Source organism: Kitasatospora sp. NPDC086791, assembly GCF_040685975.1.
Taxonomy (GTDB): domain Bacteria; phylum Actinomycetota; class Actinomycetes; order Streptomycetales; family Streptomycetaceae; genus Kitasatospora.
Window position 1 is genome coordinate 214,448 of sequence record NZ_JBFBOC010000001.1, and the last position, 16,973, is coordinate 231,420.

Sequence of the window (16,973 nt, forward strand, 5' to 3'; positions counted from 1 at the left end):
CCGGGAGTACAACGTGGCGGACGGGCAACAGCGCGAGATCACCGACCGGCAGTGGGCGGACGCCACTCTGATCTGGGGCTACCACCAGATGGGACACGAACGGCGGCCGTGCGACGTAGCGATCGGTCTCGGATGCCATGACCTCGGTGTGGCTGCCGAGACGGCCTCGCTCTACCTGGAGGGCCTGGTGCGGACGATCGTGTTCACCGGCGGCCCCAACCCGTCCCGGCCCGACCGATTCCCCCGCGGTGAAGCCGCGCACTTCACCGAGTACGCCATCTCCCTCGGGGTCCCCGCCCATGCCATCCACCCTGAGCCCCGTGCCCGCAACACCGGACAGAACATCCGGTTCTCCCGGGAAGTCCTGGAGGCCGCCGACATCGAGGTGCGGTCGGTGCTGCTCGTGAGCATGCCCTACATGGAACGCCGGGGCTATGCGACGTGCCGCGAGGTGTGGCCCGAGGTCGAGGTGGTGTGCACCTCGACCCCGATGAACCTGAACGACTACGTGAAGACCATCGGCGACGACAAGCTCGTGATCGACAGCCTCGTGGGCGACCTCCAACGGGTGATCGAGTACCCGAGGCGCGGGTTCGCCGTCGCCCAGGATGTTCCGGAGCCGGTCCGTGATGCGTACCAACGGCTTCTTGCCGACGGATTCGACAGCAAGTCGCTCAGCTGACGCAGCGCCGCCCGCGGGGCCGGTGTGCGCCATCCACCAGCCGAACGTGTTCCCACGGCTGTCCACCCTTGCCAAACTGTTCGCGGCGGACGTGTGGGTCGTCCTCGACGACGTACAGTTCGCTCGCCGGGACTACCAACACCGCGCCCTCCTCGCACCGGCGGGTGGAGCGCCGGGCCCGACCCGCTGGTTGAGCATTCCCACCCACCTGCCCGCCGGACGCGCGACCCTGATTCGGGACGCCCGGATGGTCGACCCGGCACGCAGCCGCCGCCGGAGCGCGGACCTTCTCCGCGAGCACTACCGGACCGCGCCCCACTGGGCAGCGTTCAAGGACCGACTGGACGTCTTTCTCGACGTCTTCGACCGCACCGACCGGCTCGCGGTGGTGGCGCAGGAGTCCACGCTCCTGTTGCTGTCGATGCTCGGCTGGAGCGGCCGGATCGTGGCCGGCGCCGACCTGGTCTCCAGCAGCGATCGCACGCAGCGCCTGGCCGACTTGTGCGCGGCGGTCGGGGCCGACGCCTACCTGTGCGGCACAGGCGGAATGAGGTACGTCCAGCCGACCGTGTTCGACCGTTCCGGTATCGAACTGCGTCCGGTCCGAATCCCGTCCGACGGCTGGTGGGCAGGTGCGGCCCGTACGAGCGCGGTCGCTGCGCTCACCACTCACGGGCCGCACTTCTCAGCCGAAATCCTCGGCAGGATCAGAGCCGCGCAGCCCCGTGAATCATCCACGCGGGATCCTGTCGCCCACTGACATCGGCGGGGCGCTCGCCGACCGGACCATCCGCCGCCGATAGACGGTCGCTTCACGGGAACTGCCACGCGACTACCACGCAACTGCCGCAGGCAGGCATTCCCTCCCCGGACCGCGAACGGCACGCTGAACAAGGCGAACAGCCTGACCGGAGGACGAACCACGAGTCGAGGGAACATCACATGGACACCAGGTTCAACCGGAGAATCGCGGCCGAACCACGCGACCTCGTTGCCCAGTTGGACCCCCTCTGCAACCTGAACTGCAGCTACTGCTACCTGCCCGACCGTTTCACGCGTCGGCCCATGAGCATCGAAGTAGCCGAGGCGATCGCCCGGTCAGCGGCCGACTTCGCCACCGAGGACGCCCCCCCTCGGCCTGGTCTGGCACGCCGGGGAGCCGACCGTGGTCGGCGTGCGGCGCCTTGCCGAACTCCTCGACCCCTTCGAGGATCTACGCCGCAACGGCCGCTTGCGACACGCCATGCAGACCAATGCCACGCTGATCGATGACCGCTGGTGCGAGTTCCTGACCGGTCACGAGTTCCGGATCGGCGTGAGCATCGACGGCCCATCCCACCTGAACGGGCACCGGCTCGGCCGGGGCGGCGAACCCGCACATGCGAGGATCATGAGGGGCATCGACCGCCTGCGGGTCCACGGCGTCACCTTCTCCGTGATCGCGGTCGTCACCACGGACTCCGTCTCCCATCCTGAAGTCCTGCTGGATTTCTTCGCTTCCCTCGGATGCGACGGCGTCGGCTTCAACATCGAGGAGACGGAGGGTGTCAGCGTCAGTCGTCGGACCCCGACGTTCGAGCAGGCTGTCGAGTTCTGGCGGCGCACCATCGCCTGGACCCGCCGCAACAACGACCTCACCGTGCGCGAGGTCGACCGGCTCGGCGGCTACCTCCGGGCCCTGCGCTCCGGCGATGGCTGGCGCTCGACCCTCATCGACCCGATCCCCACCATCTCCGCGATGGGCGACGTCGTCCTACTGTCACCGGAACTCGCCGGCTCCACCGCCCCCGCGTACGACAACTTCCGGGCCGGCAACGTCCTGGAGCAGTCCATCGCCTCGATGCTGGAGAACGCCTCCCGACTCAGGTACGTGGACGAGTTCCTGACCGGCCTGGACCGCTGTGAAGCGAGCTGCGAGTTCTTCGGCTTCTGCCGGGGTGCGCAGGCCGGCAACCGGTACTTCGAGACCGGCCGCTTCGACACCACCGAGACGAACTACTGCCGCGTGTCGCGGCAGGCCTTGGTAGTCGCCCTGTCCGATACCGTCCGAGAGGAGCAAGCCACATGACCCTGCTCGAACTGCTGGAGGCCTCCGAAGCCTCCGTGATCACCGACCTCATCGCTGCAACGAACGCACACCCGGCCGTCGGGAAGTTCGACAATCGGCCGACCTGGGACAACGCCAACGCCGCTCCGGCGTTCGACAACCGGCCGACCTGGGACAACTGGAACAAGCAGGGCAAGAAGTAGCCGCTCGTGGTGCCGGGCCCGAACACCGGGCCGGGCACCACGTCCCGAGAGAGAGCAGCATCGTGAACGACCGAACCTTCCGCCGGATCACCGTCACCCTGCCCGACCTCGATGACGGCTACCTGTCCGACGTCTCCTCCCTCGACACCCCTCGCGGCGCGGTCCGGGAATTCCGCTACGCCGACGCGGATCTGCGCGCCCTGGAGCTGGCCGGTGTCACCCTCAGCTCGGGGCGGGTCACCGCAGTACGGGCCGAAGGCGTCCGCCTGGAGCAGGTGCGGGCGGAGTCGGTGGAGTTCGAGGGCTGCGACCTGGGGTCCGCGCAGTGGAGCGACAGCAAGCTCTCCCGTGTCGTCTTCCGCGACTGCAAGCTCATGGGCGCGACGCTCGCCCACCTGACGCTCGACAACGTCCTGTTCGAGGGCTGCAAGCTCGACTTCACCACCTTCGCCCAGGTGAGGACCAGCGGCCCGGTCGTGTTCTCCAAGTGCACGCTCACCGAGGCCACGTTCACTGGCTGCGATCTGAACCGCGCCGTCCTCGATACGTGCACGCTGCGCCGAACCGAGTTCGACCGCGGCTCATACCGGGAGCTCGACCTTCGCGGCAATGACCTGTCCGAACTGCGTGGTGCCGGCAACCTGGCGAAGGTCGTCATCGACCGGGGCCAGGAAGCCGAACTCGCCCACGCACTGGTCACCGAACTGGAAGCCGTCTTCGGAGAGGACCTCGAAGACCCGGACCCCGGCAGGCGCCGATGAGCCTGCACATCGCAGCCCCCGCCGAGGCACTCCGGCGGCGGTGCGAGGCCACCACCGTACGGACGACCAGTGGCGAGTGCGGCTACGAGGACGGGGCCGTGGTCCCCTCAGGGCCCTGGCAGCCCCTCTCCGACGCCCTGTTCCGACGGGTGATGGCGCCCACCACCGCCGACACACTGATCGAGCTGGTCGAAGCCACCGCCATCGAGCCTCATGTGCTCAACGCTCCGCACGTCACCCGGCTCGGCTGCGCCGACAGCCCGGGACTGGCACTGACCACGACCGTCAACTACCCCGACAGCACCCGCATCGGCCTGCACCTCGACAACTGGGACAAGCTCAACTACCGGGACAAGGCCTCCGGCCGCCGCCGACTCTGTGTGAACCTCGGTCCGGGCACCCGGTACCTGCTGGTCTGCGACATCGACATCCAGGCGATCTGCAGAGCCGTCCGGCCCGACTACGCCACGTGCTACCCGCACACCGACGATTTGCGGGCCTATGCCGCCGCGACGCTTCCTATGACGTGCCTGCGCATACGACTCGCGCCCGGCGACGGGTACGTCGCCCCGACGGAGTTCCTTCCGCACGACGGCTCGACCGAAGACTGCGCCGCCCCCTCCAGCGCGGCCTTCTGGCTCGGCCGCTGGCCCCGCGGTGCATTCGGCTCCCGACCCGTTCGGTGAGGCCGGAACCGGTTCCCGTCGCCTGGCGGCGGGATCACCCGCGCTGCGGGCACCGGCAGGACGGGAAGTTCCGCCGAGACATGGCATTCGCCAGATTAATTATTTATCAGAGCAACTGATTACCCCCCTCTGTTGCTAACTCCTCACCAAAAGTGGCCGATCGCGACTAGCATCGGAAGAGCTTTTCTTCGGCAGCGCATGTTGTGGAATCGAGTGATCACCGTGCCCCAGAAGGAACTTGACGCGACCACATCCCCGAACAAGGCCATCGGCGTCCAACTGCGCCGGTTCCGCAAGGCGAGGGGGCTCACTCAGGTCGAACTCGGAAAACTGATCAACTACAGCGACTCGCTCATCTCCCTGATCGAGAACGGCGAACGCCCCGCGCCGCTGAACCTCCTCCGGCGAGCCGACAAGGTGCTCGACACCTGCGGAGCGCTTGAACTCCTGTACTGGAGCACGAAAAGCAGCACTCTGATCGGCGGATTCCTCGCCTACATCGAGCAGGAGACCAAAGCCACCGCCCTCAAGGTCTACGAGCTGAATCTCATCCCCGGGCTACTTCTGACACGGGCCTACGCGTCCGCGATCATCGACGCCGAGGCCCGGCGGGGCGAGATCCCTCCGGACAAGGTCAGCGAACGCCTGAACGTCCGTATGGCGCGGCAGGCCGTGCTGTACCGGGAACCCGCTCCCTCGATCCACATCGTCATGGAGGAGAGTTGTTTGCGGCCCGTCGGCGGCCCCTTCGTCATGGCCGAGCAGCTTCGTCGCCTTGAGAGCGTCGCTGCCCTTCCGCACGTCATGCTGCAGATCGCGCCGTCCAGCCTTGGCGAAAACCTCCCAACGGTCTGGCCGTTCACACTCCTGAGCTCCCCGGCCAAAGCGTGGATGGCCTACCTCGAAACCATCCAACGGGGTTACGTCGAACGCGATGACGAGAACGAGATCCGCTCCCTCGCAAGGACTTACGATTGGCTCCAGGCCCAAGCCCTCTCATGTGCGGACTCTCTGACCCTCATCCGCACGCGTCTCAAGGAGATCCACGCCATGTCACCCATCGCGGCCACCAAGCCCACGTCCTGGCTCAAGTCCTCGTACAGCAGCGGCGGCGGCAACTGCATCGAGGTCGCCCCCGGCATCCCGGGGATCCTCCCGGTCCGCGACAGCAAAAACCCCCACGGCCCCCAGCTCACCTTCGACACGCAGGCCTGGCAGTCATTCATCACCGGCGTCAAGGCAGGCGAGTTCGGCACCATCTGATCGGCACCAACCGCCCAACAGAAGGAGATCGACGCCGTGTTCCCCATCCAGGCCACCAAGCCCGCCACCTGGCTCAAGTCCTCCTACAGCAACGGCGGCGGCCAGTGCATCGAGGTCGCCCCCGGCATCCCGGGGATCCTCCCGGTCCGCGACAGCAAGGACCCCCACGGCCCCCAGCTCACCTTCGACACGCAGGCCTGGCAGTCATTCATCACCGGCGTCAAGGCAGGCGAGTTCGGCACCATCTGAACTCTGCGGAACCTCTTGCTGTCAGCCGGTGATCCGCATCCGCAGGGAGCCGCTCAGCCCGGAGGACGCCCCGTGCGGCCGGGCGGCCCGGTTCGCCGATCCGCGGGGCGGGCGGTTCTCCGTCATCGAGGTGGGCTGACGCGGGCGCGGCCGCTCACAGCCTCGACACGATCGCGCGGGCCAGAGTTTCGAGGTGGTCGCGGGTCTGGCTGGAGTGCTCGTCGGGGATTCCCGGGGCGGGGGGGGCGAAGGCGTAGTTGACGGCGAAGTTGACCGAGCCCTTGCGCACGTACAGGTGGCCACCGATCGAGGCTTCCTCGTACAGGGCCACGTCGCCCACTCCGGCCACCGGTGTGCCGGGCTTGGTGAGTCGGCTGACCTCGTAGGGCAGCAGGACGATGAAGACGAAGCGGTCCTTGGCGGCGTTCACGTAGGTGCACTGCGTGAGGCCGGGCTCGACGGTGTCGTCCCGGCTTCCCTTGGTCGGTTGGCCGAGGACCGCCCCGACCTCCTCCTCCGTCGCCAATGCGCAGACGTCCAGCGCCGGTTTCGTGGGTGCGGCGTGTGCGGAGCCGCCGGACCCGTCTGCACAGCCGCTCAGGGCGAACAGGACCGCCAGGCCCAGGACTCCCGGTAAGAAGCTGTACCGTGCCGGCCTCCGGGAACGCGTCATGTCCGGCCCCTCTCGTCGAGTCGGTCGTCGGGGCGTCGTCAGCCCGAGGCGCTCCGGGCGCAACAGATCATCATAGAGAGCCACATGACGACACGTCATTTTTTGGTGGCGGCCAGTCTAGTGCGGCCTTCATGAAGATTTCTATGTGCGGCGGAGCCTCGGAGCACCTGTCCAAGGCGGTTCGGGAGGCGTCGGAGTCCGATTCCTTCGGGCCCGTACCGATACGACCGGGCGGGGCCGAGGTACGCCTAGGGGTTTGTTCGGGGTCCGCCCGGAGCACTAGGTACGGGAGGGGGTCGGCATGTATGTAAAGGACCCAAACCCGCCACCCAGCTGCGGGGTCGTACTGCTCGTGGGTTTGCTTGTCTCAGCTCTGTTCTTCGGTCTCATCTTCTTGATCGCCTCCCATGACCACAGTGGTAGCGACAGAAGGTGCACTGGCGGTGCCTACGAGGTCGAGTGCTACTGAACGTGATCAGCGGCGCACCCCCCAGAAGTCGGCCTGCGGCGGCCTGGAGCACCGCCCGCTCGGCTTCGTGGCCGCTTCGCCGTTCTCCCTGGTGGTAGCGGTGCCTACGTGCCGTTGCAGAGCCTTGCGCACCTGGACAGTCCGGGCTTCGGCACGGTCCCTTCGGCACCGTCCGATCCGGCTCAGCGGCCTCCCCGAACCAGGAACGAGCCGGAGTTCCACTGCAGTCCAGCCGGGCCGCCGGTGGGCCAGTCATGGTTCAGCCGGCGGCGGTCGCGGCCGAGGGCACCCAGGTCCTGCGGCCGCAGGGTGCCGGCCACCAAACCAGTAGCCTCGGCGGCGGTGAGCGGCATGACCGTCACGTGCTGGGCGTCATCACCGCCCATCCAGTCGATGAACTCGGTGAAGATCCAGACGAACCGCTGCGAGCAGTCCCGGCAGCGCCGGACATCGACCGAGAAGTGCGAGCCGTCCACGACCTCGGCCTCGTGCTCGAACCTCTCCCGCTGCCCCCGCCACACCGCCTGCGCATCCTCGCCGTAGCACTTCGCGCAGCCGAACCCCATCATCGGCCTTCTCATCGGTCGACTCCCGTTCCGCTGTTCCGCCCGTTCCGCGACTATCCGACGTCCCCGTCGCGGCCCATGATGCCCGCACCAACGACAAACGGCAGCGGTTCACCGATCAGCACCAGCAACCCGCTCCGGCCACCCGAAGAGCCACCGACACCCTGCCGCACCACCCGGCGGCGACCGTCCCACCCGGCCCGCGAACCGGCCCCCACGGCCCGTACGCAGGGACAACGCGCCCCGGGCCCACCCGGGCGGCCCGAACCCCGCCCGCTCCGACACCCGCACCCCAGCACCCGGTGAGGCCGACGGGGCCGGTGGGACGGGAATCCCTACGGAGGAACAATTCACGGACCGTTTCCGCTGCATTCGTGCACCTGGGACGGACCACCGGCCGAACCGGTTGACGCCCGGCCGCCCGGCACCGGCCCCACCCGGCCCCGGACCAGCTCCGATCAGGCCGAAACCGGCGGCGCCGGGTTGTCCAGCAGCAGGTCCTGACCGACCTCGGTGAGGGTGTGGCGGACCTGTTTGCCCTGGCGCCGGGTGACGATCAGGCCGGCCCCGCGCAGCGCGGTGGCATGGGCGGAGGCGGAGGGCGGGGTGACCCCGAGCCGGTGGGCGAGTTCGGTGGTGGAGCAGGGACCGCACGCGACGGCCCGCAGCACACGGGCCCGGGCCGGGCCGAGGACGGCGGCGAGGCCGTCGACGGTCGGCGGCCGCTGCGGGGACTCCGCCGCCGTGAAGCCGACCGGGTGCATCAACAGGCTCTGCCGGTCCTGGCCGGCCAGCAGGCCGATGCCGTGCTGGAGGAAGTAGTTGGGCCGCAGCTCCAGGCCCCGGCCGCCCAGCTCGACGGTGCCCTCCAGATCGGCGAGGGTGCACTCCAGCACCCCTTCGTCCCGCCAGACCGCCTTCGGGTGCAGCGCGTCGAGCATCGCGCCGACCCCGGAGCGGGCCGCGATCCGGGCCCGGGCGGCGATGTCGGCCTCCAGGGCGCGGCGGATCTCGGGCCAGTCCGGGGCGAGGCAGGAGCGGAAGAGCGCCCACGCACCGTCGCTGACCTCGCGCAGGCCCCGGGTACCGTCGTCGCGCAACCGGGCCAGGACGGTGGGGAGTTCGCGCTCGCTGCCGAACATCGCGAGGTCCTGCTCGACGGCCTGCTGCGGCACGGCGAGGACCGCGTCGAGTTCGTCGGTCAGCTGTCGGCGGACGGCGTCGAGGTCCGCCGCCATGAAGCTGGGCACGCCCATCGTGCTCGCGTTGACCAGATCGAGGAAGCGCCCGGACCGGTACGGCACATGGCGGCGCACTCCCCGCCACCAGCGCTCGCTGCGCAGCCCGACGCACTGGTGCACGCCCAGCCGGGCCGCACCCGTCATCAGGTGATCGAGCGGTGAGACGACGAACCGGGTCTTCGCGAGGTCCGCGACCCCGAACCTCAGTGTGATCACGAGCCCTCCCCCGGCCCCCCACAGCCGCCGTGAGCTGGCGCTTTCTTGACCTTTAGGCCCAGAGGCTAATGCATGGCCCCCTGGCCGCCGCACTTGGCATGCTCTCCCGGGTCGGCACGGCGGAGGCCCGGTCCGGCCCCCACCACGAGGGGAGTGGGGGCCGGGGCACCCTTCCGAATGTTCGGTAAACCGAACGCCGGACGGACACTGCCTGCCCGGCCCGACCGGCCCGGTCAGTGCTCCGGGTGCAGCGAGGGCCCCAGCGCCGGACGCGACCCGGCCGCCAGGGCACGCCCGCCCGCCGAGCCGACCGGGTCCGCCGGGTCGGCGAGGTGCAGCCGCTGCTCCGCCCGGTACTGCAGCAGCAGCACCGAGCGGACCGGCTCGCCGCCCACGGCGGTGTAGGAGTGCGGCAGCGAGGCGTCGAAGCCGACGTAGTCGCCGGGGCCGAGCTCCAGCTCGCGGCGGCCCGCCCGGACCCGCAGCCGGCCCGCCTGCACGATGGTGTGCTCGGTGCCGATGTGGCCGCCGGAGATCTGGGTGCCGTCGGTGCGCACCTGCTGGTCGTAGACCTCGAACACCACGTCCCCGGACTCGATCCGGCGCAGCGGACGCAGGTCGACGCCCCGGCCGCTCAGCACCTCGACGTCGGCCGCCCGCACCACCGTCACCTCCTCGGCCGGCCGCGCCTCCACCAGGTCGGAGATCGGCACGCCGAGCACCCGGGAGAGCCCGAGCACGGTCTCCAGGGTCGGGTTGCCGGCCCCGGACTCCAGCTGGGAGAGCGTCGCCTTGCCGATCCCGGCCCGCCGGGACAGCTCGGACAGCGACAGCCCGCGCTGCGCCCGCACCCGCTTCAGGTTGGCTGCCAGCACACTCCGGACGGACTCCTCACCGCGAACGGACTCCTCGCTCCGCCCTGGTTCCTGGGCGTCGTTCACGCTCGACCTCTTCTCTCCCGGCACTTGTTCGATATACCGTACGGGACGCATGCCGACGGACGGGGCAGCGTAGCGAAGCACGTCACATCCACCACCCTCACCAGGAGACCGCAGTGACCGAGCCCGCCGACACCATCAAGTACCGGAAGAACGGCCTCACCCGCGGCGTCACGGACGAACTCGCCGCCACCATGAAGCAGGGCTGGGCCGACACCGAGTGCACCGCCCTGGAGCCGGTCCCGCAGGCCGCGCACACCGCCCGCCGCCGCGCCGAGCTGTCCGCCGCCTTCCCCGGCGAGCTGCTGGTGGTCCCGTCCGGCAACCCCAAGGTGCGGGCCAACGACACCGACTACCCGTTCCGCCCGTCCTCCGACTACGCCTACCTGACCGGCGACCGGTCCCAGGACGCCGTGCTGGTGCTGGAGCCCACCGGGGACAGCGGTCACGCCGCCGTGCTCTACCTGCGCGACCGCTCGGAGACCGACAACGGCGAGTTCTGGCTGGACACCCACGGCGAGCTGTGGGACGGCCGCCGCAACAGCCTCACCGAGAACGAGCGGCTGCTCGGCCTGCCCTGCCGGGACGTGCGCGGCCTGCCCGCCGACCTGCGCGCGGCCACCGGCCCGGTCCGGGTGCTGCGCCGCCACGACGCGGGCGTGGAGGCGGCCCTGGACGGCCGGGCGGCCGCCGAGCGGGACGCGGAGTTCGAGGCCTTCCTGTCCGGACTGCGCCTGGTGAAGGACGAGTTCGAGATCGCCGAGCTGCGCTTCGCCTGCGCGGCCACCGCCCGCGGCTTCGAGGACGTGGTGCGCGTCCTCGGCACCGACACCGAGACGGCGGAGCGGCTGATCGAGGGCACCTTCTTCGTCCGGGCCCGGGTCGAGGGCAACGACGTCGGGTACGGCACGATCGCCGCGGCCGGCCCGCACGCCACCACCATGCACTGGGTGCGCAACGACGGCCACGCCAGGCCCGGCGAGCTCCTGCTGCTCGACGCGGGTGTGGAGACCAACCACCTCTACACCGCCGACATCACCCGCACCCTGCCGGTCAGCGGCCGCTTCACCGAGCTGCAGCGCAAGGTCTACGACGCCGTGTTCGCGGCGCAGGAGGCCGGTATCGCCGCGGTCCGGCCGGGCGCGGACTTCCGCGACTTCCACCGCGCCGCCCAGCGCGAGCTCGCCGAACACCTCACCTCCTGGGGCCTGTTCGGCGACCTGCCCGCCGACAAGGTGTACGAGTTGGGCCTGCATCGCCGCTTCACGCTGGCCGGCACCGGCCACATGCTGGGCATCGACGTGCACGACTGCGCCCACTCCCGCACCGAGATCCACGTGGACGGCCCGCTGAAGCCGGGCATGGTGCTCACCGTCGAGCCGGGCATCTACTTCCAGCAGAACGACCTGACGGTGCCGGAGGAGTACCGCGGCATCGGCGTCCGGATCGAGGACGACATCCTGGTCACCGAGGACGGCAACGAGAACCTGTCCGCCGCCCTCCCCCGCCGCTCCGACGAGGTGGAGGCCTGGCTGGCCGCCCTGCGCGGCTGACCACGGCCCCGGTACGGCGAAACGACGGTGCCGCCCGCCCCGACCGCGTGAGCGGCCGGAGCGGGCGGCACCGATCGTCCGGGGGTCGCCACACCTGGCGGCCGCCCGGCACGGCGACCGTCAGAAGTGGTGACCGTCAGAAGTGGTGACCGTCAGAAGTGGTGACCGGTCTCGCGCTCGGCCTTCTCCAGCTGGTCGATCCGGCGCTGCAGCGCGTCGGCCTGGGCACGGGCCTTGCGCGCAGCGTCCCGCTCGCCCTCGTGGTCCAGGCGGCTGGCCTTCTGGCGCAGCTCGTAGACCTGCTGGCGCATCTGCTTGAGGTCGACGGTGATCGAGGCGGCCGCCGCGGGCTGGGCGGTGGCGACCTGGGCGACCGTCGCCAGGGCGCCGCCGGCCAGAGCGGCGGTCAGGACGAGGGCGGAGATGCGTCGGCGCATGGGTGACTCCTTACGGTGATGCACGGTTCACTGACTGGACATCATCGGATTACCAGTCAGTAATCATCATGGCATGATCGCGCGTCACCCATCGCACTCGTCCCCGCCCCGACCCCACTGCTCGGCATGACGATCCGTCAGCAGAGCGACGGTAGAGCAGCAACGCAGCAGCAGCGCCGGTGGCGGTCGGCGATCAGCCCTCCAGGGGCTTGACCCAGCGGCTCCACTGCGACTGGGGCGTGTACCCGGCGGCCTGCCAGGTGCGGTGGCCGAGGACGTTCTCGTCCAGCACCATGGCGTCGGCCCGGCGGCCGCCGAGCGCGGCGAAGCGCTCCTCGGCGGCGGCGAGCAGGGCGGCACCGATGCCCCGGCGGCGGTGCCCGGGGTCGACGGCGAGGCGGTAGAGGTGGCAGCGCCAGCCGTCCCAGCCGGCGATCACGGTGCCGAGGAGGGTCTCGGGGTCGTCGGCCGGGGTGGCGACGATCAGGCACTCGGGGTCGCGGGCGAGCAGCGCGGCCACGCCCGCCTCGTCGTCCGTGATGCTGGTGCCCTTGGCTGCCCGGGCCCAGAGGGCGAGCAGGGCGGGGATCTCGTCGGGGGTGGCGGGGCGCAGGGCGGTCCGATCGGTCATGCGGGCCTGTCTAGCAGCCGGTCCCGCCCCGCCACCGGGAATTCCACTCCCCGGACGGCCCGTTCCCCCCGACGACTCCCGAACGGACGGCCCGTCAGCCGAGCCGCCACACCGTGGTGGTCTTGACAGCCGTGTCCTCCAGGTCGGCGACCACCGGCACCCGGTAGGCCGCGACCGCCGTGAACCGCTCCCGCGGCAGGTAGGCGCGGCCCGGGTCGCCGACGATGACGGTGGCGCCGCGGGCGGCGGCCCGTTCCAGGAAGGGCAGGAAGCGGGCGGCCATGGCCCGTTCGTAGAAGACGTCGCCCGCGAGCACGACCTCGGCCGGGGCGCCGTCCCCGTCCACCAGGTCCACCAGGGCGCCCTCCACCCGGACGCCGTTGGCCTCGGCGTTCAGGCCGATCGCGGCCACCGCGTAGGCGTCGATCTCGGCGGCGCGCACGGAGGTCGCACCGCACCGCGCGGCAGCCACCCCGACCAGTCCGGATCCGGCGGCGACGTCCAGCACCGTGCGGCCCGCCACCAGGTCGGGGTGGTCCAGCACGTAGCGGCTGACGGCCACCCCGCCGGCCCAGGCGAAGGCCCAGAACGGCGGCGGCAGTCCGGCCCGTCCGCGCGCCCGCTCGGTGGTCTCCCAGAGGGCGATCGCGTCCTCGGCCATGTGCAGGCTGATCTCGGGGACGAAGGGGACGGGCTTCAGCTCGGTCTCGCGCCGGATGAAGGCGAGGTCCTCGGCCGGCTGAAGAGTACGCAGCTCACTCGGCATGTCCCGCAGCATAGGCCCAGGTGGGGTGTGCTCATGCGCGGCCGGCGGCCTTCTGGGTGCGGCGGGCCAGCGAGTCGACCACGACGGCGGCCAGCAGCACCGCGCCGGTGATCATGAACTGGATGGCGTTGCTCAGGCCCTGGATGTTCATCCCGGACTGGATCGAGCCGATCACCAGCGCGCCGAGCAGCGCGGACCAGGTCGTGCCGCGCCCGCCGAACAGGCTGGTGCCGCCGATGACGGCCGCCGCGATGGCGTTCATCAGCAGGTTGCCGCCGCCGGAGGTCTGGCTGGCGGACTGGATCTGCGCGGCCAGGAACAGGCCGCCGACCGCCGCCATCGTGGAGCAGATGGTGAAGACGGTGATCCGGATCCGGGCCACGTTGATGCCCGCGCGCCGGGCGCCCTCGATGTTGCCGCCGAGCGCGAACACCTGGCGGCCGTAGGAGGTGCGGCGCAGCACGAAGTCCAGCACCACGATGAAGATCAGGAAGATCAGCAGCGCGAGCGGCAGCCCCTTGTACTGGTTGAGCGTGTAGGCGGCGAGGAAGGCGATGATCGCCAGCAGGGCGGTCCTGAGCACGATGTCGGTCATCGGGCGGGACGGGACGCCCGCGGCCTGGCGCCGGCGGGCGTCGAGCAGCGAGGCGGACAGGAACAGCAGGACGCCGATGGCCGCCGCCCCGTAGGCCGCGGCCTGCTGGCTGTAGATGGTGCTGTAGAGCTGGGAGACGATGTCCGTGCCGGGGAGGTTGACGGTGCCGGTGCTGCCGAGGATCTGCAGCATCAGGCCGTTCCAGCCGAGGTTGCCGGCGAGGGTGACCACGAAGGCCGGGACCCCGACCTTGGCGAAGAAGACGCCCTGGATGCAGCCGACCACCGCGCCGCCGACCAGGGCGGCGAGCAGCGCGAGGTACTGGTTGACGCCGTCCGAGACGCTCAGCACGGCGTAGATCGCCGCGCACAGTCCGCTGACCGAGCCGACCGACAGGTCGATCTCGCCGAGCAGCAGCACGAAGACCACGCCGATCGCGATCATGCCGGTGCCGACGATCTGCTGCGACAGGTTGGAGAGGTTCTGGGCGGACAGGAAGCTGCTGTTCAGGCTGCCGAACACGGCCCAGATCACGATCAGGGCCAGCACCACCGGCACCGAACCGAGTTCACCGCTGCTCAGCCGGCGGCGGAACTCCCCGACGTAGCCCTTGACGCCCTCCTGGCGCACGATCAGCCGGGGGTCGACCGCGGGGGTGGCTTCGGCCGCCACCGGCACCGGCGCGTTGACGCCGCCCCTGGGCATGCTGTCCTCGGGCAGCGGGATGTGGTGACGTTCGGGCTCGCCGCCCGGGGGGCTCCCGGGGATGTTCTCGCTCACTCGGAACCCTCCTGGCCCCGGGCCTTCCGGCGGGTCACGGCATTGTCCGTGGCGCCGGTGATGGCCGAGATGATCTCTTCCTGGTTGGTGTAGTGCTTGTCGAAGACGCCGTTGTTGCGGCCGAGGCGCAGCACCGCGACGGTGTCCGCGACGGCCATCACGTCCGCCATGTTGTGGCTGATCAGGATCACGCCGTGGTCCTGCTCGCGCAGCCGCTCGACCAGGTCGAGCACCTGGGCGGTCTGCTCGACGCCGAGGGCGGCGGTGGGTTCGTCCAGCATCACGACCTTGGGCGAGCCGATCAGCGCGCGGGCGATCGCGACCACCTGGCGCTGGCCGCCGGAGAGCGAGGCGACCGGGATCCGCACGCTGGGGATGCGGATGGAGAGGGTGTCCAGCAGCGTCCGGGAGCGCTTCTCCATCGCGACCTCGTCGAGGATGGAGAAGCGCCGGATCTCGCGGCCGAGGAAGAGGTTCCCGACCACGTCGAGGTTGTCGCAGAGCGCGAGGTCCTGGTAGACCGTCGCGATGCCCAACTGCTGTGCGTCCTGCGGGCGCTGGATGGTCACCGGCCTGCCCTGCCACTCGATGACGCCCTCGTCGGGCTGGTGCACGCCCGAGATCGCCTTGACGAGGGTGGACTTGCCGGCGCCGTTGTCGCCGACCAGCGCCACCACCTCGCCGGCGTGCACCTCCAGTTCGATGTCGGTGAGCGCCTGGACGGCGCCGAACCGTTTGGAGACCCCGCGCAGGGCCAGTACGGTCTCACCTGCCACAGTGACCAACTCCCTTGCCCCGCCTCCGTCGTGGAGGCGGGGCCTGTTCGGGTACGAGGGGGGACGCCGGGGGGACGTCGGGGAGGACGCCGGGGGGACGCCAGGGGGACGTCGGCTATTCGAGGCCGGCGGCCTGGCAGGCGGCGGCGTAGTCCGGCGTGCAGATCTGGGCGACGGTGTAGAGGCCGTCCTGGACCACGGTGGTCTTGATGTTGTCCTTGTTGACGACGATCGGGGTGATCAGGTTGGCCAACGTCTTGTTGCCGCTGCCGTTGGTCGCCGTCGTGGGCACGAGGCTGGGCGCCGGGGTCACGCCGGCGGCCATGGCGATGGCCATCTCGGCCGCGGCGTCGGCCTCCGGCTTGAACGGCTTGTAGATCGTCATGGTCTGGGTGCCGGCCACGATCCGCTGGATGGCGTCGAGTTGGGCGTCCTGACCGGTGAGCGGGGTGTTGATCCCGGCCGCCTTCTGCGCGGTGGCGATACCGGCGGCCATGCCGTCGTTGGCCGAGTAGATGCCGACCACGTTGGCCGGGCCGATCGCGGTGATGCCGGCCGCGGCCTCCTGGTTGGCCAGGTTCGGGTCCCACTGCGGGGTGTCGTACTCCTTGCCGATCTTCAGCTTGCCGTCGATGGCGCTGTGCGCGCCGGCCTTGAAGTCGGCCGCGTTGGGGTCGGTCGGCGAGCCGTTGATCATGATGATCTGACCGGCGTTGGCCTTGTCGCCGACCGCCGTGACCAGTGCCTGGCCCTGCAGCTGGCCGACCTTGTGGTTGTCGAAGGAGACGTACGCGTCGACCGGCCCCTGGGCCAGACGGTCGTAGGCGATCACCTTGACGCCCGCGTCGTGGGCCTTCTGCACGGACGACTGGATCGACTTGGAGTCCACCGGGTCCAGGATCAACACCTTGTCGCCCTTGGTGAGGGCGGTGTCCACCTGGGTCTGCTGGGTGGTCGCGTCCTGGTTGGCGTTGTAGTAGTCGATCTGCGCTTCCGGCGCCAGCTCCTTGATCTTCTGCTCGATCAGCGGGCGGTCGAACTGCTCGTAGCGGGTGGTCTTGGTCTCCGGCAGCAGCAGGCCGATCCGGACGGCTCCCACGGAGGCGCTTCCGCTCGCGCCCGCGCTCGCGCCACCCGTGGAACCGCCGCCGCTGGAGGACTGTTTGGCGCTGCCGCAGGATGCGGCGCCCAGGCCGAGGGAAAGCACTGCGGTGACCGCGAGGACGCGGCGGAGCCCGATGCTCATGAGGATGCCTCTCCGGTTGAGTCCACCCCCCACGCATCCGAGTCTGCGCAGCTCCGGCTGCGGCCACGATCATTGCTGCGCCGAACGGGGGGCGCGGCGGCTCGGCCGCGCTCCGGTGGATTGGACTCACCGCCGATCGGACGTCTACATTTCTGTAGACGTCGGAGGCGCACGGCATCACCCCCCGGACAGCCG

General features: G+C 70.2%; 19 protein-coding genes. 9 read left to right on the forward strand and 10 right to left on the reverse strand.

From position 1 onward, the window contains the following. Window positions 1–13: 13 nt before the first annotated feature. The 8 genes from AB0Q99_RS00865 to AB0Q99_RS00900 all read left to right on the forward strand — a co-directional run bounded on the left by AB0Q99_RS00865 (window position 14) and on the right by AB0Q99_RS00900 (window position 5,891). Window positions 14–682, forward strand: a complete 669-nt coding sequence (locus AB0Q99_RS00865) for a YdcF family protein (protein WP_363567079.1) — start codon at window positions 14–16, stop codon at window positions 680–682. Continuing rightward, window positions 630–1,442, forward strand: a complete 813-nt coding sequence (locus tag AB0Q99_RS00870; protein WP_363568167.1) for a WbqC family protein — start codon at window positions 630–632, stop codon at window positions 1,440–1,442. Before AB0Q99_RS00865 ends, AB0Q99_RS00870 begins: the two co-directional genes overlap by 53 nt. Before the next feature lie 378 nt (window positions 1,443–1,820). Further along, the gene (gene amcB / locus AB0Q99_RS00875) at window positions 1,821–2,750 is read left to right on the forward strand and encodes a cyclophane-forming radical SAM peptide maturase AmcB (RefSeq protein ID WP_363568169.1); all 930 of its coding nucleotides are present in this window, start codon (window positions 1,821–1,823) and stop codon (window positions 2,748–2,750) included. After that, complete coding sequence (amcA, locus tag AB0Q99_RS00880; protein ID WP_363567081.1) at window positions 2,747–2,932, forward strand: multiple cyclophane-containing RiPP AmcA; 186 nt, start codon at window positions 2,747–2,749, stop codon at window positions 2,930–2,932. Before amcB ends, amcA begins: the two co-directional genes overlap by 4 nt. 62 nt (window positions 2,933–2,994) lie before the next feature. Beyond that, entirely contained in the window at window positions 2,995–3,693 is a 699-nt protein-coding gene (locus AB0Q99_RS00885; protein WP_363567083.1) for a pentapeptide repeat-containing protein, read from the forward strand. After that, on the forward strand, window positions 3,690–4,379 hold the full coding sequence (locus tag AB0Q99_RS00890) for a hypothetical protein (RefSeq protein ID WP_363567085.1): 690 nt from the start codon (window positions 3,690–3,692) through the stop codon (window positions 4,377–4,379). Before AB0Q99_RS00885 ends, AB0Q99_RS00890 begins: the two co-directional genes overlap by 4 nt. Before the next feature lie 213 nt (window positions 4,380–4,592). After that, window positions 4,593–5,642, forward strand: coding sequence for a Scr1 family TA system antitoxin-like transcriptional regulator (locus tag AB0Q99_RS00895; protein ID WP_363567087.1), 1,050 nt, complete (start codon window positions 4,593–4,595; stop codon window positions 5,640–5,642). Between the two features lie 36 nt (window positions 5,643–5,678). Then, window positions 5,679–5,891, forward strand: a complete 213-nt coding sequence (locus AB0Q99_RS00900) for a DUF397 domain-containing protein (RefSeq protein ID WP_363567089.1) — start codon at window positions 5,679–5,681, stop codon at window positions 5,889–5,891. Window positions 5,892–6,045: 154 nt separating this feature from the next. On the opposite strand, the gene AB0Q99_RS00905 is transcribed toward AB0Q99_RS00900, so the two are convergent. From AB0Q99_RS00905 to AB0Q99_RS00920, 4 genes are all read right to left on the reverse strand, one after another. Beyond that, window positions 6,046–6,417, reverse strand: a complete 372-nt coding sequence (locus tag AB0Q99_RS00905) for a hypothetical protein (RefSeq protein WP_363567091.1) — start codon at window positions 6,415–6,417, stop codon at window positions 6,046–6,048. A 798-nt stretch (window positions 6,418–7,215) separates the two neighbouring features. Beyond that, window positions 7,216–7,614: a hypothetical protein gene (locus AB0Q99_RS00910; RefSeq protein WP_363567093.1), complete on the reverse strand. Its 399-nt coding sequence runs from the start codon at window positions 7,612–7,614 to the stop codon at window positions 7,216–7,218. Window positions 7,615–8,057: 443 nt separating this feature from the next. After that, on the reverse strand, window positions 8,058–9,056 hold the full coding sequence (locus AB0Q99_RS00915) for a winged helix-turn-helix domain-containing protein (RefSeq protein ID WP_363567095.1): 999 nt from the start codon (window positions 9,054–9,056) through the stop codon (window positions 8,058–8,060). 233 nt (window positions 9,057–9,289) lie between these two features. Beyond that, window positions 9,290–9,931, reverse strand: coding sequence for an XRE family transcriptional regulator (locus AB0Q99_RS00920; RefSeq protein WP_363567097.1), 642 nt, complete (start codon window positions 9,929–9,931; stop codon window positions 9,290–9,292). A gap of 179 nt (window positions 9,932–10,110) precedes the next feature. Here AB0Q99_RS00920 and AB0Q99_RS00925 point away from each other — a divergent pair, with 179 nt between their 5' ends. Then, a complete protein-coding gene (locus AB0Q99_RS00925; protein ID WP_363567099.1) occupies window positions 10,111–11,547 on the forward strand; it encodes an aminopeptidase P family protein in 1,437 nt (478 codons plus the stop codon). 152 nt (window positions 11,548–11,699) lie between these two features. Here the strand turns inward: AB0Q99_RS00925 and AB0Q99_RS00930 are convergent, their stop codons facing one another. The 6 genes from AB0Q99_RS00930 to AB0Q99_RS00955 form a co-directional block, all read right to left on the reverse strand. Continuing rightward, window positions 11,700–11,984, reverse strand: coding sequence for a hypothetical protein (locus AB0Q99_RS00930; protein WP_363567101.1), 285 nt, complete (start codon window positions 11,982–11,984; stop codon window positions 11,700–11,702). 193 nt (window positions 11,985–12,177) lie between these two features. Beyond that, window positions 12,178–12,615 carry a GNAT family N-acetyltransferase gene (locus tag AB0Q99_RS00935; RefSeq protein WP_363567103.1) on the reverse strand — a complete coding sequence of 146 codons (438 nt, stop codon included), beginning with the start codon at window positions 12,613–12,615 and terminating at the stop codon, window positions 12,178–12,180. Between the two features lie 94 nt (window positions 12,616–12,709). Further along, the gene (locus tag AB0Q99_RS00940; protein ID WP_363567105.1) at window positions 12,710–13,381 is read right to left on the reverse strand and encodes a 50S ribosomal protein L11 methyltransferase; all 672 of its coding nucleotides are present in this window, start codon (window positions 13,379–13,381) and stop codon (window positions 12,710–12,712) included. A 31-nt stretch (window positions 13,382–13,412) separates the two neighbouring features. Further along, window positions 13,413–14,681, reverse strand: a complete 1,269-nt coding sequence (locus AB0Q99_RS00945; RefSeq protein WP_363568171.1) for a sugar ABC transporter permease — start codon at window positions 14,679–14,681, stop codon at window positions 13,413–13,415. A 71-nt stretch (window positions 14,682–14,752) separates the two neighbouring features. Next, a complete protein-coding gene (locus AB0Q99_RS00950) occupies window positions 14,753–15,541 on the reverse strand; it encodes an ATP-binding cassette domain-containing protein (RefSeq protein WP_363567107.1) in 789 nt (262 codons plus the stop codon). A 106-nt stretch (window positions 15,542–15,647) separates the two neighbouring features. Further along, window positions 15,648–16,778 carry a substrate-binding domain-containing protein gene (locus AB0Q99_RS00955; RefSeq protein WP_363567109.1) on the reverse strand — a complete coding sequence of 377 codons (1,131 nt, stop codon included), beginning with the start codon at window positions 16,776–16,778 and terminating at the stop codon, window positions 15,648–15,650. Between the last annotated feature and the right edge of the window lie 195 nt (window positions 16,779–16,973).

Excerpts from the sequence above, each read along its gene's own strand:
- AB0Q99_RS00870 (WP_363568167.1), top strand. The coding sequence starts at position 630 with ATGCGTACCAACGGCTTCTTGCCGACGGATTCGACAGCAAGTCGCTCA.
- amcA (WP_363567081.1), top strand. The coding sequence starts at position 2,747 with ATGACCCTGCTCGAACTGCTGGAGGCCTCCGAAGCCTCCGTGATCACC.
- AB0Q99_RS00890 (WP_363567085.1), top strand. The coding sequence starts at position 3,690 with ATGAGCCTGCACATCGCAGCCCCCGCCGAGGCACTCCGGCGGCGGTGC.
- AB0Q99_RS00910 (WP_363567093.1), bottom strand. The coding sequence starts at position 7,614 with ATGAGAAGGCCGATGATGGGGTTCGGCTGCGCGAAGTGCTACGGCGAG.
- AB0Q99_RS00930 (WP_363567101.1), bottom strand. The coding sequence starts at position 11,984 with ATGCGCCGACGCATCTCCGCCCTCGTCCTGACCGCCGCTCTGGCCGGC.
- AB0Q99_RS00935 (WP_363567103.1), bottom strand. The coding sequence starts at position 12,615 with ATGACCGATCGGACCGCCCTGCGCCCCGCCACCCCCGACGAGATCCCC.
- AB0Q99_RS00940 (WP_363567105.1), bottom strand. The coding sequence starts at position 13,381 with ATGCCGAGTGAGCTGCGTACTCTTCAGCCGGCCGAGGACCTCGCCTTC.
- AB0Q99_RS00945 (WP_363568171.1), bottom strand. The coding sequence starts at position 14,681 with ATGCCCAGGGGCGGCGTCAACGCGCCGGTGCCGGTGGCGGCCGAAGCC.
- AB0Q99_RS00955 (WP_363567109.1), bottom strand. The coding sequence starts at position 16,778 with ATGAGCATCGGGCTCCGCCGCGTCCTCGCGGTCACCGCAGTGCTTTCC.